The sequence below is a fragment of the Actinomadura sp. KC06 genome (genome assembly GCF_004348735.1).
Taxonomy (GTDB): domain Bacteria; phylum Actinomycetota; class Actinomycetes; order Streptosporangiales; family Streptosporangiaceae; genus Spirillospora.
This window is the reverse complement of record NZ_SMKT01000069.1, coordinates 1-14,870: the sequence shown is the minus strand read 5'-3', so window position 1 is coordinate 14,870 and position 14,870 is coordinate 1. Positions and strand designations below refer to the sequence as shown.

Genomic DNA, 14,870 nt, shown 5'->3' with positions numbered 1-14,870 from the left:
CTGCCGGCGACGGGGCGCGCTACCAGCAGCGGGGCGGCTACCAGATACGGCGGGGCGCGTTACCAGCGGCCGGTCGCCGCTAGCAGGACCGCCGCGGCCGCCACTCCGGCCGTCGATGTGCGCAGGACGGTCGGGCCGAGCCTCGTGGGGCGTCCGCCCGCTTCGGCGAGGCGCTCCAGTTCCTCCTCCGTGATCCCGCCCTCGGGGCCTACCACGACCATGATGTCGCCCTGCGCGGGCGGCTCGACGGCGCTGAGCGGCGCCTCGGCCCCCTCATGCAGGACGAGCGCCAGGGACGCGGCGGCGACCCGTCCGGCCACGTCACCGGTGGACGCAAGGTCGGCGATCTCGGGGAAGCGGCTGCGGCGCGCCTGCTTACCGGCCTCGCGTGCGGTGTTGCGCCAGCGTCCGAGGGCCTTCTCGCGGCGTTCGGGACGCCACTGCGTGACGCACCGCGCCGCCGACCACGGGACGATCTCGTCCACCCCGGCCTCGGTCATCGTCTCAACGGCCAACTCTCCCCTGTCGCCCTTCGGGAGCGCCTGGACGACCACGATGCGCGGCGAGGGCGGCGGCTGCCGGTGCCGGGCCAGCACGTCCAGCGTGAGGGACGCGCGGCCCGCCTCGGCGACGACGCATTCGGCGAGGAGGCCCGCGCCGTCGGTCAGGTCGACGCGCTCACCGGGCCGCAGCCGCCGCACGGTCGCCGCGTGCCGCCCCTCGGGCCCGTCGAGGACGACGCCGTCGCGTTCCAGCGCGTCCGTAGCGGCGAGGAAGACCGGCGGGCTCATGCGCGTCCCCCTGCGGATTCAGTGATCGTCCAGGCTCACGGGTCGTCCAGGTTCACTCGTCTCCACGCTCTGAGGTGCCGCGGCGGCCTTCCTCGTAGGCCGCCGCCGCTGCTCTTCAGTGCTGGTTGAAGACGTCCTTGAGGCGGGAGAACATGCCGCGCTGCCCCGGCGCGAACTTGCCGGGCGGGCGTTCCTCGCCGCGCAGGGCGGCGAGCTGCCGCAGCAGCTCCTCCTGCTCCTCGTCGAGCCGGTTCGGCGTCTCCACGTTCACGTGGATCATCAGGTCGCCGCGGCCGCTCTCGTTGAGGTGCCGGACGCCCCGGTTGTACAGCGTGATGACCTGCCCGGACTGCGTGCCGGGCTTGATGTCGACGCTCTCGGCGGCGTCCAGCGTCTCGATGGTGACGCTGGTGCCGAGCGCCGCCGCCGTCATCGGGATCTCGACCGTGCAGTGCAGGTCGTCGCCCTCCCGCTCGAAGATCGGGTGCGGCTTCTCCACGATCTGCAGGAACAGGTCGCCGGGCGGGCCGCCGCCGGGACCGACCTCGCCCTCCCCGGCGAGCTGGATGTGGATGCCGTTCTCCACCCCCGCCGGGATCTTGACCTTGACGGTCCGGCGGGTGCGGACGCGGCCGTCCCCCGAGCACTCGGTGCACGGGTTGCGGATCACCGAGCCGAACCCGCCGCACGCCGGGCAGGGCCTGGCCGTCATGACCTGGCCGAGGAACGACCGCTGGACCTGCTGCACCTCGCCGCGCCCGTGGCACGTCTCGCACGTGTCCGGGTGGGTGCCGGGCGCGCAGCCCGACCCCTCGCAGCCGGTGCAGACCACGGCGGTGTCGATGGACAGCTCGCGGGTCGTGCCGAACGCGGTCTCGCTGAGGACGAGCTCGACCGGCAGCGTCGCGTTCCGGCCGCGCCGCGCCCGGGTCCGCGGGCCCCGCGACGTCGCGGTGCCGAAGAACGCGTCCATGATGTCGCTGAACGGGAACCCGGCGCCGCCGAAGCCGCCGGCGCCCGCCCCGCCGCCCGGCGCGAACGGGTCGGCGCCCAGGTCGTACATCTCGCGCTTCTTCGGGTCGGAGAGCACCTCGTACGCCTGGGTGATCTCCTTGAACCTGTCCTGGGTCTCCGGATCCGGGTTGACGTCCGGGTGGAGCTCCCGCGCGAGCCGGCGATAGGCCCTCTTGACCTCGTCGGCGCTGGCGTCCCGCCGGACGCCCAGGGTCGCATAGTAGTCGTTGGCCACTTACGACCCCGCCAGGATCTGTCCCACGTAGCGTGCCACTGCCCGTACCGCTCCCATCGTGCTGGGGTAATCCATGCGTGTAGGCCCGAGCACTCCCAGCCGGGCCAGTGTGAGGTCGCCCACGCCGTAGTCGGCGGCGACGACCGAGGTCGACCGGAGCCCCAGATCGGGGTTCTCGGTGCCGATCCGCACCGTAACTTTAGAGGAATCGCCGGTCTCGCCGAGCAGCCGCATCAGCACCACCTGCTCTTCGAGCGCCACGAGAACCTCCCTCAGGCTCTGCGAGAAGTCCACCGCGGCGAGGTTGGCCGCACCGGCGAAGACGATCTTCTCTTCGTGCTTCTCGACGAGGGTCTCCAGCAGCACCGACAGCACCGCCGCGGCGAGCGGGCGCTCGTCCGGCCCCACCTTGTCGGGCAGGTCCGCGACCGCGGTCGGGACGTCGCCGAGGCCCAGCCCGTCGAGGCACGTGTTGAGCAACGCCCGCAGGTGCCCGATCGATTCCTCCGACACCGTGCCGCCCGCCTCGATCACGCGCTGCTCGACCCGGCCGGTGTTGGTGATCAGGACGAGCAGCAGCCGCCCCTCGGCGACCGGGACCAGCTCGACGTGCCGCACCGACGAGCGCGTCAGCGACGGGTACTGCACGACGGCGACCTGCCGGGTGAGCTGCGCGAGCAGCCGCACCGTCCGGCCGACGACGTCGTCGAGGTCGTACGCGCCGGACAGGAACGTCTCGATCGCGCGGCGCTCGGCGACCGACAGCGGCTTGATCGTGGACAGCCGGTCGACGAACAGCCGGTAGCCCTTGTCGGTGGGGACGCGTCCGGCGCTGGTGTGCGGCTGGGTGATGTACCCCTGCTCCTCCAGCACCGCCATGTCGTTGCGGATGGTGGCCGGGGACACGCCGAGGTTGTGCCGGTCCGCCAGCGCCTTCGAGCCCACCGGCTCGTTGGTGGAGACGAAGTCCTCCACGATGGCGCGCAGGACGGCGAGCTTCCGGTCGTCCAGCACCTGGTCACCTCCTTCGTCCCGCCGGGCCCGTGCCGCCGGCGCCCCCCGCGCCGCTGGCACTCCATACTCCCGAGTGCCAATTGTACGGCCCGCAGGCCCCGTCTGGAGTGCCCGCGCGGACTCGCCGCACGGCTGCGCGATCCTATCCGTTCCGGACACAGGCTCCCATTCCCGTAGGACGCGCCCGCCCCGCACCCGGAGGACCCGCCCGGCTCCAGCGTGGAGCACCCGCGCCACGCCGAGGGACGAGGGGCGACGCCGGACGGGCGTCCCGCCGGGTTAATGTGCGGACCCGTGCGGAGTAAGAAATACGGCAACGATGTGCTGGCCGGCGACTGGCGCAGGCCCCGCAAGGGCCAGATCCCGGAGGTCCCGGCCGAGCACGGCCTGGTCGCCGAAGACCCCGACAGCGGTTTCTGCGGCGCCGTCGTCGGCTGCGACAAGTTCGGCGTCACCCTGGAGGACCGGTTCGGCAAGCGGCGCGTGTTCCCGCTGACCAAGTCCGGATTCCTCATCGACGGCAAGCCCGTCACGCTCGTCCGGCCCAGCGCGGCGCCCAGCGGACGGCCGGGCGGACGGCCGGCGCGTTCCGCGTCGGGGTCGATCGCCGTCCAGGGGCTGCGGGCGAAGGTCGCCAAGGAGAGCCGGATCTACGTGGAGGGCGTCCACGACGCCGAGCTGGTCGAGAAGATCTGGGGCCACGATCTGCGGGTCGAGGGCGTCGTCGTGGAGTACCTGGAAGGCGTGGACGACCTGCCCGCCATCGTCGAGGAGTTCGGCCCGGACGACGACCGCCGCCTCGGCGTCCTCGTCGACCATCTCGTGGACGGCTCCAAGGAGTCCCGGATCGCGGCGCGGGTCTCGTCGCCGCACGTCCTCGTCACCGGGCATCCGTTCATCGACATCTGGGAGGCGGTCAAGCCCGCGTCCGTGGGCATCCGCGCCTGGCCGCGCATCCCTCGTGGCATTCCGTGGAAGGAGGGCGTGGTCGCCGAGCTGGGCTGGGGTGACGACACGGGCGCGGCCTGGAAACGCATCCTGGGTTCGGTGAACAACTACACGGACCTGGAGCCCGCCCTCCTAGGCCGCGTGGAAGAACTCATCGATTTCGTGACGTGTTGACCCAGTTCAGGTCAGGTCGCGGACTACGGCGTCGGCTAGGAGGCGTCCTCGCAGGGTGAGGACCGCGCGGCCTTGCTCGTAGGGGGCGGGATCAAGGAGGCCGTCGTCTATCGCCTTGCGGACGGCCTTGTCGTCCAGCAAGTCGGTGGGGCAGCCCTTGGCGAGTCTCAGTTCGAGCATGATGCGCTCAATGCGCCGGTCGTCGTCGTCCAGGATCTCTCTGGCGTGTGCGGGGGTCGTGCGTTCTGCTAGCCGGGCTGCGTAGGCGGCGGGGTGTTTGACGTTCCACCAGCGGGTTCCGCCTACGTGGCTGTGCGCGCCCGGCCCGACGCCCCACCAGTCGGCGCCCGTCCAATACAGCATGTTGTGGCGGCAGGCGGCGCTGGGATTCGTCGCCCAGTTGGAGATCTCGTACCAGTGCAGGCCGTGGGCGGACAGCATCTCGTCCGCGATCAGGTAGCGGTCGGCCATGGCGTCGTCGTCGGGCGCCGTCAGTTCGCCTCTCCGGACCTGCGCGGCCAGGCGTGTGCCGTCTTCGACGATGAGCGCATATGCCGACACGTGGTCGGGGTCAGCGTTCAGGGCGGCTTCTACCGAGGCCCGCCAGTCGTCGTCGGTTTCGCCTGGCGTCCCATAGATGAGGTCCAGGTTGATGTGCTCGAACCCTGCCCGTCGCGTCCAGTCCACTACCTGCGGAACGCGTCCCGGCGTATGCGCGCGCTCCAGGACGGCCAGGACGTGCTCGCGCGCGCTCTGCATCCCGTACGAAATGCGCGTGAACCCGACTTCCCGCAGGCGGCCCACGTATCTCTCGTCCACCGACTCGGGATTGGCCTCCGTCGTGACCTCCGCGCCTGGTGCGAGCCCGAACTCGGTGTCGATCGCGTCCAGGACGCGTCCCAGATCGTCGGCCGGCAGGAGAGTCGGAGTGCCACCGCCCACGAAAACCGTCTCGACGGGCAGGTCAACGTCGCCCAGCACCCGCCGGGCCATCCGTACCTCTTGGACGGCGGTCTCGGCGTAGGAGTCACGGCTAGCCCCCGGACCCAGCTCCGTAGCCGTGTAGGTGTTGAAATCGCAGTACCCGCAGCGCGTCACACAGAACGGCACATGCACGTAGAACGCGAACGGCCGCGTTCCAAGGCCGTCTAGGGAGCGGCGGGGCAATGCACCGTCCGCGGGGACGGGTTCGCCGTCAGGAAGGGTCGAGGGCACGCTTCAAGTCTGCCCTGCCCAACCCCCTGCCCCGTCCCGTCACGCTGGTCTCCTCGTCAGGTCAGGCTAGGCGTCGCTGAGTTTTTCGCGGAGCCAGTCGGGGATGTGCTCGTCCGTGCGGGGGAAGCGGTCGAGGTCCATCGCGTACGCGGACGACGTGAGCGGCGGCGTGAAGTCCGGTTCGCCGTCGTAGTCGAACTCGGCACTGAACCGGCCCGAGCGCTCGACCTGGAGGCGGGCGGTGAACCAGGCGCCCTTGCCCTGCCGGTACATGACGCGGCGCAGCTCGTCCATCTTCCCGACGGCCTGGCCGGGCGGCATGGCCGTGCGGCGCTCGCCGTCCGGGCCCTCGACCTCCAGGGACGCGCTGTCGATGCCGACCGTCGCGCGGAACTCGAAGTCGAGCCGCTCCCATCCGGACGGGGCGGCGGTCCGCAGCGCGCGGACGGCGCCGTTCACCGTCTCCCGCTCCTCCGCAGAGCGAAGTACCTGCTCGGGGTCGGTCACGCTGCCTCCGGAGATCGGCGATGTCTGTGATCGGCACTGGTGGTCGATCGGCACCAGGGGTGATCGGCCTGGTGGTGGATCGGCACAGTCGGATGATCGGCATTGGTGGTTGATCGGCACGGTACCCGTCCGACCGTACCGACATATACCTCCAGACCAAGCAGCCCCTGCCGTGTCGCGCTTTCACAAACGGATCTTCACGCACACCGGCACGCGCCGCCACGCTACGCAGCCGTCGCCGCGGTGCGGTCGCAACCACCATGAACCCGACACCCACGGGGGACCGGGACTTCACCGGAACGCAACACACGCGGCCTAGTTTCGCTGATCATGAGAAACCGTGCGCGTCATGCCGTGCTCGCGTTGACCGGCGCCGCCCTCGCCGGCGCTCCCCTCCTCCTCTGCGTCTCCCCCGCGTCCGCCGGCGCCCCCGGCGTGATCAACGTCCATCGCGACGGGCCCGCGGAGTCGCTGCCGTTCACGGCCCCGCGGGACGGGGAGGCCGTGATCTCCTTCGCCGCCTCCGCCCCCGGCGTCTCCTGGGCCCGCAAGGGCGCCGAAGCCGCCGTCGTGGCGATCTCGGTGGACGGACGGCACGTGACCGACCTCGTCGTCCCGTCGTCCGAGCCGGTGTCCCGGAGCCTCGGCCTGGGGCACGTCGGTCCCGGAAAGCACGAGGTCACGCTGCGGTTCGCGAGGGGGAGCGCGTCCGCCGCCCACCGCGTCACCCTCCAGCGGCCCGCCGTCGAGGTGCCGGACGCCGACGCCGTCGCCCTGCGTCACGCTCCGATCGTCGTCGGACGGACGGGATGGCCGCTAGGCGACCCGTACCAGAACGCCACCACCGACACCCCGCTCGTCGCGTGGCACGAGACGCGGCCCGCCGCCGCGCCCGGGCACCGGATCATCGAGTACTCGGTGGTGTGGAGCAACGAGGACGGCGGCACCGACTCGCCCGCGCTGATGGCCCGCTGGGGACGCACGACCGACATCGAATGGGTCTACCGGGTCGAGGTGGACGAGTCCGGCGACCGCGTCGACGGCACCGCCGTGTACCAGGCGCCGATGCACATGACGCTCCAGTTCCGGGGACGCTACGAGGGCGACCATCCGGTGCTGCAGACCTGCACGTCCAACAACAACATGTGCGACGTGATCTCCCCGAAGCCGCCGCTGCGCTTCCTCCTCGACGCGTCCAGGACGCGCCCGGACGGCCGCGCCCGCGAGGTCGTCATGGACCGCGAGCCGTGGACGTACCGGATCGCGGCGCAGGAGATGGCCCGCGAAGGGAAGATCGAGACGCCGTCCGACCCGGCGACACGCGAGGTCGGCGACCAGCGCACGTACCTTTTCGTCGAGTTCGCCAAGAAGACGGGCTCCCCGACGGGGTCGGGTTCGGTGCCGGGTGTGGCGCTCGGCGTCCGGCTCAAGGACGACCCGTCCACGCTCTACCGGTCCGACCACGACCAGCCGACCTGGTCGATCGACCGTGACGGCGCCGTCGCCACCACCGTCGAACTGCCGGAGGGGACGACGGTCTCCGACATCGCGTCGATCGAGGCCCTTCGCCGTCCGACCGGGTCCGGGGACAATGGCGCACCGGCCACGGTCACGTCCATCAACCGGGGATTCTTCCTGGACGACTCGTATCTGCCGCAGCCTTCGTCCATCGACTGGAAGGGCTCGGTGACGGTCACGCAGGAGAAGCCGTCCGCCGTGGTGTGGCGTCCCTGACCCGAAACGGCCACGGGCCGGGCGGAGGCGGGAACCCTAGCGAACTCCGGGCGCGTCCAAGGAGTCATACACTTTCGCCATAGGTCGCACAGCGAACGCGTAGCGAACTAGGAGAGGACGTCCGCCATGGCCTACGGGCCTCCCCCGTCGCCCGGCCCAGGGCAGCAGCCCGGAGGGCAACATCAGGCCCCTTGGCAGCAGCCCGGAAACATGTGGCAGCAGCCGCAGCAGCCGCCCCCGCCGCATCAGCAACAGCCCGGCGGCGGCCCGGGTGGTTGGCAGCAGCAGCCTCAGGGCGGTCACACCGCCCAGTTGCCCGGCCACTTCGGCCCCGTCAGCGACGACGAGAGAACGTGGTCGCTCATGGCGTACGTGGGCCAGTTCCTCGTCAGCGCCATCGCACCGGCCGTCGTCTACGTCGGCAAGGCGCGCTCGCCCTTCGCGCGCAAGCACGCGGTGCAGGGCCTCAACATGAGCCTCGCGGCCATCGCCGTCTGGTTCGTCTTCGGGCTGCTGTCGCTGGCCGTCGAGCTGTTCATCTGGGTGCCGCTGGCGTTCACGGCCGTCGTGATGTTCTTCCTCGTCTACGCGGGACGGGCCGCGAACCGCGGCGAGTTCCGCCGAGTCCCGGCCGCAGTGGCCTGGCCCCTGCTGAAAAAGTAGACCCGGACCGGGCTTACTTCCTGCCCTTGTCGGTGGGCTCGCCACCGCCGGTGGACAGCGCCGCGACGAAGGCCTCCTGCGGGACGTCCACCCGCCCGATGGTCTTCATCCGCTTCTTGCCCTCCTTCTGCTTCTCCAGCAGCTTGCGCTTGCGGGAGATGTCGCCGCCGTAGCACTTGGCGAGGACGTCCTTGCGGATGGCGCGGATGTTCTCCCGGGCGATGATGCGCGCGCCGATCGCCGCCTGGATCGGCACCTCGTACTGCTGGCGCGGGATCAGCTCCTTGAGCTTGGACGTCATCATCAGCCCGTACTCGCGCGCCTTGTCCCGGTGGACGATCTGGCTGAACGCGTCCACCGACTCGCCCTGCAGCAGGATGTCGACCTTCACCAGGTCGGACTCCTGTTCCCCGCTCGGCTCGTAGTCCAGCGACGCGTACCCGCGGGTCCGCGACTTCAGCTGGTCGAAGAAGTCGAAGATGATCTCGGCGAGGGGCAGCGTGTAGCGGATCTCGACGCGGTCCTCCGACAGGTAGTCCATGCCGAGCAGCACCCCGCGCCGGCCCTGGCACAGCTCCATGATCGCGCCGATGTGCTCGGACGGGCTCAGCAGCGTCGCCTTCACCACCGGCTCGTACACGCCCGCGATCTTGCCCTCGGGGAACTCGCTGGGGTTGGTGACGGTGTGCTCCGACCCGTCCTCCATCGTCACGCGGTACACCACGTTCGGCGCGGTCGAGATCAGCGACAGGCCGGACTCGCGTTCCAGCCGCTCCCGGACGATCTCCATGTGCAGCAGCCCGAGGAACCCGCAGCGGAACCCGAACCCGAGCGCCGCCGACGTCTCCGGCTCGTACACGAGCGCGGCGTCGTTGAGCTGGAGCTTGTCGAGCGCGTCCCGCAGCTCGGGGTACTGGTCGCCGTCCACCGGGTACAGGCCGGAGAACACCATCGGCTTCGGGTCGCGGTAGCCGCCGAGCGCTTCGGGCGCCCGCCGGGACGCGCCGGTCACGGTGTCGCCGACCCTGGCCTGCCGGACGTCCTTCACCCCGGTGATCAGGTAGCCGACCTCGCCCACGCCGAGGCCCTGCACGGACACCGGCTCCGGCGAGATCACGCCGACCTCCAGCGTCTCGTGCGCCGTCCCGGTCGACATCATCAGGCTCTTCTCGCGCCGCGACAGATGCCCGTCGATGATCCGGACATAGGTGACGACGCCGCGGTAGGTGTCGTACACCGAGTCGAAGATCAGCGCGCGGGCCGGCCCGTCGGGGTCGCCGACCGGCGCCGGCACCTCCTCGACGATCTTGTCGAGCAGCTCCCGGACGCCCTCGCCCGTCTTGCCCGACACGCGCAGCACGTCCGACGGCTCGCAGCCGATGATCCCGGCCAGCTCCTCCGCGTACTTGTCCGGCTGCGCCGCCGGCAGGTCGATCTTGTTGAGGACGGGGATCAGGTGCAGGTCGGCCTCGAGGGCCAGGTACAGGTTCGCCAGCGTCTGCGCCTCGATGCCCTGCGCCGCGTCCACCAGCAGGACGGCGCCCTCGCACGCGGCCAGCGACCGCGACACCTCGTAGGAGAAGTCGACGTGGCCCGGCGTGTCGATCAGGTTGAGGACGTGGTCGACGCCGCCTGACGTCCACGGCAGCCGGACCGCCTGGCTCTTGATCGTGATGCCGCGCTCGCGCTCGATGTCCATGCGGTCGAGGTACTGAGCGCGCATCTGGCGCTCCTCGACCACGCCGGTCAGCTGCAGCATCCGGTCCGCGAGGGTCGACTTGCCATGGTCGATGTGCGCGATGATGCAGAAGTTGCGGATGATCGCGGGGTCGGTCTTGTCAGGATCAGGCGCTCGCACCGGGGTCCGTTCGCAAACTCACTGGTGGACATGAATGTGTACCCCCATGGTCCCATGCCGGGCGCGATGCTCCGTGCAAGGCCCGGTTTGGGACGGGCCCCGGTGATTGGTAGGCTGTGCGCTTGCGTGTGGCGTAGCGTCGTGCCCCGGGGCACCGTCCCGCCCCCGTTCAGACATTCGTCAGGGCCTGCGGATGAGCAGGCGACTATCGCGACCAAGCTGAGGCACTACGACGTGGCTAACATCAAGTCCCAGATCAAGCGCAACAAGCAGAACGAGAAGGCTCGCCTGCGCAACAAGGCCGTCAAATCGGAACTGAAGACGGCGATCCGCAAGTTCCGCGAGGCAGCCGAGGCCGGCGAGGTCGAGGCCGCCGCGGCCGCCCAGCGCCACGCCGCGCGCAAGCTGGACAAGGCCGTCAGCAAGGGCGTCATCCACAAGAACCAGGCCGCCAACCGCAAGTCGGCGATCGCCAAGCGCGCCGCCGCCCTGCAGGCCAAGTAAGAGCCGGGGCAGGCGACCGGGCCGGCACCCGCAACACCGGACCGGCCTCCTACGAGGCCAGGGTTAGCTGCGGGGGTCAGAGCCCGCGGTGCCCGCACGCATGCAAGGGGCCGGCCACCGAAGCCGGCCCCGACGCATATCCGGACGCACATCCCATGGACGAGCGGCGCGCGACGAGGATCTCCAAATACCTCGCCCTCCATCTGCGGCACCACCCCGAGCGGATCGGCCTCACCCTCGACGCCGAAGGCTGGGCCGACGTCACCGAACTGCTCGCGGCCGCCACCCGCCACTCATTCCCGTTGACACGCGCCGAACTCGAACACGTCGTCGCCGCCAACGACAAGAAACGCTATGAGCTGGACGGAAACCGGATCAGGGCCGCCCAGGGGCATTCCGTCCCGGTAGATCTGAACCTACCGCCGGCGCCCCCGCCGGAATTCCTGTACCACGGCACCGTCCGCCGTTCCGTGGAATCGATCCTGCGCGAAGGGCTTCGGCCCATGGGACGGCACGACGTGCACCTGTCCCCCGACCGCGAAACGGCCCGGAGCGTCGGCGCCCGCCGAGGCCGGCCCGTCATCCTGACCGTTCTCGCCGGACGGATGGCCGCCGACGGGCACGAATTCCGCGTCAGCGCGAACGGTGTGTGGCTGACCGGCTCCGTCCCGCCGGAATATCTTCGAGAATGACCTCGGCGGCCGCCCAGTCCGGGACGTGCCGCACCCATTCGGGCGCTTCCGCCGTCCCGAACAAGTACCGGTACGGGACGATGTCGCGAATGGCGCGATGCACGTCCAGCCGGTCGTCGATCATGTGGGTGATCCCGAGTTCCTCGCAGTGCCGCGCCTTTTCCGGCCGCTTCCTGCAGAACCGGACGTTCTGCCTGGGCAGGCCCGTCCGCCGGTAGAAGTCATGGTGGTCGAGCCATGCCAGCGTCCGCTTCCGCACGCGGTCACCGCATTTGGAGATGATCCAGGCCCGTCCGCCGAAAGCCTCGATCAGCCCGGGCAGCACCTCGTACACCCCCGCCGTCGCGGGCGAGGCCAGCGCCTCCTCGAAACTCCCGCCGAGGAACACGGTGTCGTCGTCACCCGGCGCCAGCAGCCCGCCGTGAATGACCCGGCCGAAGTCGACGCCGAGCCTGGGTTCGCCATTCATGCCCCCAACTCTCCGGCACCGCACCCTAAAGCAGAACTATTAACCAAACCACGACCTATAATCACTGCCTATGGACCTGAGCCGCCTCTCCACCGACGCGCTCGCCTCGTTCGCCGTCTTCGCCGACCACCTCAACTTCACCCGCGCCGCCGAGGAACTCCACATCTCCCAGCCCGCCCTCCACGTCAAGGTGCGGAAACTCGCCGACACCCTCGGCCGCCCCCTCTACACCCGGCACGGCCGCCGCCTCGCCCTGACCCCCGCCGGCGAACAGGTCGCCCGCTTCGCCCGCGACCTCGACACCCGCATGACCGCGTTCCTCGCGGCCGTCCACGGCACCGCCCCCGGCCGCATCCCGACCCTCGCCGCCGGTGAGGGCGCCTACCTGTACCTGCTCGGCGACGTCGTCCACCCCGGCATCCGCCTCATCAACGGCGACCGCGCCCGGACGCTCACCGCCGTCCGCACCGGCCGCGCCGACCTCGGCGTCGCCGTCCTGGACGTGGTGCCCGCCGACGTCGAGACCGTCCTGCTCGCCTCCTACCCGCAGGTCCTGGTCATGCCGGACGACCATCCGCTCGCCGCGCGGCCCCACCTCACCCTCTCCGACCTCGCGGGGACGTCCCTCGTCGTCCCCCCGCCCACCGGCCCGCACCGCGCCACCCTCGAACGCGCCCTCCGCGCCGCCGACGTCCCTTGGACGCTCGCGGTCGAGGCCGAGGGCTGGCCGCTCATCCTGCACTTCGTGTCCCTGCACATCGGCCTCGCGGTCGTCAACGGATGCGTCACCGCCCCTCCCGGCCTGGTCGAACGCGAGATCATCGACCTGCCGGCCGTCCCCTACTACGCCCTCCACCTCCCGGACCGCGCCGACGATCCTCTGGTCACCGGCCTGCTGTCCGCGATCCGAACCGCGCTGAGAAGAACACCGTGCACTTCGAGACCTCCGTCGACATCGACGCGTCCCCCGAAAATGTCTGGACCATCCTGAAGGACGTCGAACGCTGGCCCGAAATGACGGCGTCGATAAACCGCGTCGAACTCCTGGACAAGCCCGTCGCCCTCTCCAGCCGCGCCCGCGTCTTCCAGCCAAAACTCCCCGCCGCCATCTGGACGATCACCGCATTCGCCGAGAACAAGACCTTCACCTGGGAGTCCCGCTCCCCCGGCGTCATCACAACCGCCGCCCACGAAATCGTCACCAATCCCGACGGCACCGTTTCCGTCCACCTGACCCTGGACCAGAAAGGCCCCCTGGCTCCCATAATGTCGCTCCTAGCGGGCCGCCTAGTCCGCCGCTACGTCACCATGGAAGCCAACGGCCTGAAATCCAAAGCCGAAACCCTCTGACCCGCCGCCACCTCTTCTGCCTTTCGTCGGCACCCAAGCCGACTCTTCGAGGAGCCCGAGACGCCCTGTAGCAACTCCGCCCGCGCCAACGACACCGAGTTGGGCCTGGCCGCGTCCACCTGGACCCGGTCCCTCTCCACTGCCTAGCCGCCGACATCCGCGCCGGCGCCGTCTTCATCAACAGGCGACGACAACTCGACGGCCCCCTGCCACCCGAACCGACCAAGCACCAGATCATCCACCGCGTCCGTCGCCGCTAGCCCACCGCCTACGAAGCACGCCTCTGCGAACGAGCTGCATAGCTCACCGACTACGAAGCACGCCTCTGGGAACGAGCGGCAACGATCTCAGCAATGGTCTTCTCAAGCGCATAGGCAGGATCAGCAGCACCGCCCTTGACCTGCTCATCGGCCTCAGCGACCGCCGCGAGCGCCCGCGCGACCCCGTCCCCCGTCCACCCCCGCAACTGTCTCTGCACCCGCTCGATCTTCCAGGGAGGCATCCCGAGCTCTTTCGCCAATGCCGCGCCCCGCGCACCACGCGGCGCGCCGCCGACCTTGGCCAGCCCCCGCACACCCTGGGCGAGCGCGCTGACGATCAACACCGGCGCAACGCCAGTCGCAAGCGCCCACCGGAGCTGCTCCAGAGCATCGGCGAGTTGCCCCTCAATGGCCTTGTCCGCCACGGCGAACCCGCTGACCTCGGCACGTCCCCGGTAATACCGCGCCACCGCGGCATCGTCGATCTTCCCGCCGGTATCGGCCACCAGCTGGCTGCAGGCCGCCGCTAGTTCCCGCAGGTCGTTCCCGACCGCGTCGATCAGCCCCCGCGCCGCGTCCGGCGAGATCTTCCCACCGGCCGCGCGGATCTCGTTCCGGACGAAGTCGACCCGCTCCCCCACCTTCGTGACCTTCGGGCACGAGATCTTGCGCGCCTTGAGCTTGGTGAGCCCGTCCACGAGCGCCTTCCCCTTGGCCCCGCCATGATGGACGACCACGAGAACGACCTCGTCCGCGGGTGCCTTGGCGTACCCCAGCACCTCGGCGGCCAGGTCCTTCCCCAGATCCTGCGCCGACCGCACCACGAGCACCTTCCCGCTGCCGAACAACGACGGCGACGTCAGCTCCGAGATCCGCCCCGGCTCCAGCCCACCCGGCGCCAGATCGATGACCTCGACCTCCGGATCCTGCGCCCGCACCGAGGCGACAACGTCCCCGATAGCCCGATCAACGAGCAGCTCTTCCTCACCAACGACCAGCACGACAGACTCAACCGACACCCCTGCAGCATCCCACGCCCACCCCACCGACCCGCAAACAACCACCAGCACCGAACACCCAAGTCGACGAAGACCACCCCGACCGCCCAAAAGACCTGCCCGGAGCCGTAACTCGATCACACTCAACTCACCGCCCCCAGACGACCAGGCCACCCTCCAGCCACAATCAACAAGAGCCCGAGCCGGCAAAGCCCGAACAGCACATCAGAACCACTCCACCCGAGCCCCCGGGCAGCTGCCTGCTCGAACGCAACCCGGCACAGTCCAGGCATGTGGACTGGCCGGACCCCACCTGGGGGAGTGTCAAGTTAACGGCTGATTTGGGGTTTGGGTGGTCAGTGGGTGGTTGGGGTGAGGCGGCCTTCGAAGGCGATCTGGAAGGCGTTCAGGGCGGGCTTCCAGCGCTGGACCCAGCGTTTCTGG

Annotated in this window: 15 protein-coding genes; 7 read left to right on the top strand and 8 right to left on the bottom strand. The window is 70.1% G+C overall.

Annotated elements, in window-relative coordinates; genetic code table 11:
* Positions 1-59: 59 nt before the first annotated feature.
* The 3 genes from E1287_RS22190 to hrcA form a co-directional block, all read right to left on the bottom strand.
* On the bottom strand, positions 60-791 hold the full coding sequence (locus tag E1287_RS22190) for a 16S rRNA (uracil(1498)-N(3))-methyltransferase (RefSeq protein WP_131966972.1): 732 nt from the start codon (positions 789-791) through the stop codon (positions 60-62).
* Positions 792-906: 115 nt separating this feature from the next.
* Entirely contained in the window at positions 907-2,040 is a 1,134-nt protein-coding gene (dnaJ, locus tag E1287_RS22185; RefSeq protein ID WP_131966971.1) for a molecular chaperone DnaJ, read from the bottom strand.
* Positions 2,041-3,054, bottom strand: a complete 1,014-nt coding sequence (gene hrcA / locus E1287_RS22180; RefSeq protein WP_131966970.1) for a heat-inducible transcriptional repressor HrcA — start codon at positions 3,052-3,054, stop codon at positions 2,041-2,043.
* A gap of 294 nt (positions 3,055-3,348) precedes the next feature.
* Here hrcA and E1287_RS22175 point away from each other — a divergent pair, with 294 nt between their 5' ends.
* Positions 3,349-4,176, top strand: a complete 828-nt coding sequence (locus E1287_RS22175) for a DUF3097 domain-containing protein (RefSeq protein WP_131966969.1) — start codon at positions 3,349-3,351, stop codon at positions 4,174-4,176.
* Between the two features lie 6 nt (positions 4,177-4,182).
* Here the strand turns inward: E1287_RS22175 and hemW are convergent, their stop codons facing one another.
* Together hemW and E1287_RS22165 are read right to left on the bottom strand one after the other, a co-directional pair.
* Complete coding sequence (gene hemW, locus E1287_RS22170; protein ID WP_131966968.1) at positions 4,183-5,391, bottom strand: radical SAM family heme chaperone HemW; 1,209 nt, start codon at positions 5,389-5,391, stop codon at positions 4,183-4,185.
* 66 nt (positions 5,392-5,457) lie between these two features.
* Positions 5,458-5,898 (bottom strand): hypothetical protein, encoded by a 441-nt coding sequence (locus E1287_RS22165; RefSeq protein WP_131966967.1) that lies wholly within the window; start codon positions 5,896-5,898, stop codon positions 5,458-5,460.
* Positions 5,899-6,228: 330 nt separating this feature from the next.
* On the opposite strand from E1287_RS22165, the gene E1287_RS22160 reads away from it, so the two are divergent.
* Together E1287_RS22160 and E1287_RS22155 are read left to right on the top strand one after the other, a co-directional pair.
* Positions 6,229-7,632, top strand: a complete 1,404-nt coding sequence (locus E1287_RS22160; protein ID WP_131966966.1) for a hypothetical protein — start codon at positions 6,229-6,231, stop codon at positions 7,630-7,632.
* 210 nt (positions 7,633-7,842) lie between these two features.
* Positions 7,843-8,295: a DUF4870 domain-containing protein gene (locus E1287_RS22155; RefSeq protein ID WP_165969135.1), complete on the top strand. Its 453-nt coding sequence runs from the start codon at positions 7,843-7,845 to the stop codon at positions 8,293-8,295.
* A 13-nt stretch (positions 8,296-8,308) separates the two neighbouring features.
* On the opposite strand, the gene lepA is transcribed toward E1287_RS22155, so the two are convergent.
* Positions 8,309-10,153, bottom strand: coding sequence for a translation elongation factor 4 (gene lepA, locus E1287_RS22150; protein ID WP_131966964.1), 1,845 nt, complete (start codon positions 10,151-10,153; stop codon positions 8,309-8,311).
* A gap of 234 nt (positions 10,154-10,387) precedes the next feature.
* Here lepA and rpsT point away from each other — a divergent pair, with 234 nt between their 5' ends.
* Complete coding sequence (rpsT, locus tag E1287_RS22145) at positions 10,388-10,657, top strand: 30S ribosomal protein S20 (RefSeq protein WP_131966963.1); 270 nt, start codon at positions 10,388-10,390, stop codon at positions 10,655-10,657.
* 155 nt (positions 10,658-10,812) lie between these two features.
* Positions 10,813-11,349, top strand: coding sequence for an RNA 2'-phosphotransferase (locus E1287_RS22140; protein ID WP_131966962.1), 537 nt, complete (start codon positions 10,813-10,815; stop codon positions 11,347-11,349).
* On the opposite strand, the gene E1287_RS22135 is transcribed toward E1287_RS22140, so the two are convergent.
* Entirely contained in the window at positions 11,291-11,818 is a 528-nt protein-coding gene (locus tag E1287_RS22135) for a hypothetical protein (protein ID WP_131966961.1), read from the bottom strand. The genes E1287_RS22140 and E1287_RS22135 overlap by 59 nt on opposite strands.
* A 70-nt stretch (positions 11,819-11,888) precedes the next feature.
* Here E1287_RS22135 and E1287_RS22130 point away from each other — a divergent pair, with 70 nt between their 5' ends.
* The gene (locus E1287_RS22130; protein ID WP_131966960.1) at positions 11,889-12,809 is read left to right on the top strand and encodes a LysR family transcriptional regulator; all 921 of its coding nucleotides are present in this window, start codon (positions 11,889-11,891) and stop codon (positions 12,807-12,809) included.
* Positions 12,749-13,168 (top strand): SRPBCC family protein, encoded by a 420-nt coding sequence (locus E1287_RS22125; protein ID WP_131966959.1) that lies wholly within the window; start codon positions 12,749-12,751, stop codon positions 13,166-13,168. The genes E1287_RS22130 and E1287_RS22125 overlap by 61 nt, the downstream gene beginning before the upstream one ends.
* A 310-nt stretch (positions 13,169-13,478) precedes the next feature.
* On the opposite strand, the gene holA is transcribed toward E1287_RS22125, so the two are convergent.
* Positions 13,479-14,447 (bottom strand): DNA polymerase III subunit delta, encoded by a 969-nt coding sequence (gene holA, locus E1287_RS22120; protein WP_131966958.1) that lies wholly within the window; start codon positions 14,445-14,447, stop codon positions 13,479-13,481.
* Between the last annotated feature and the right edge of the window lie 423 nt (positions 14,448-14,870).

Coding starts and splice junctions, on each gene's coding strand:
- E1287_RS22190 (WP_131966972.1), bottom strand. CDS start 791: ATGAGCCCGCCGGTCTTCCTCGCCGCTACGGACGCGCTGGAACGCGAC.
- E1287_RS22160 (WP_131966966.1), top strand. CDS start 6,229: ATGAGAAACCGTGCGCGTCATGCCGTGCTCGCGTTGACCGGCGCCGCC.
- E1287_RS22155 (WP_165969135.1), top strand. CDS start 7,843: ATGTGGCAGCAGCCGCAGCAGCCGCCCCCGCCGCATCAGCAACAGCCC.
- E1287_RS22140 (WP_131966962.1), top strand. CDS start 10,813: ATGGACGAGCGGCGCGCGACGAGGATCTCCAAATACCTCGCCCTCCAT.
- E1287_RS22135 (WP_131966961.1), bottom strand. CDS start 11,818: ATGAATGGCGAACCCAGGCTCGGCGTCGACTTCGGCCGGGTCATTCAC.
- E1287_RS22130 (WP_131966960.1), top strand. CDS start 11,889: ATGGACCTGAGCCGCCTCTCCACCGACGCGCTCGCCTCGTTCGCCGTC.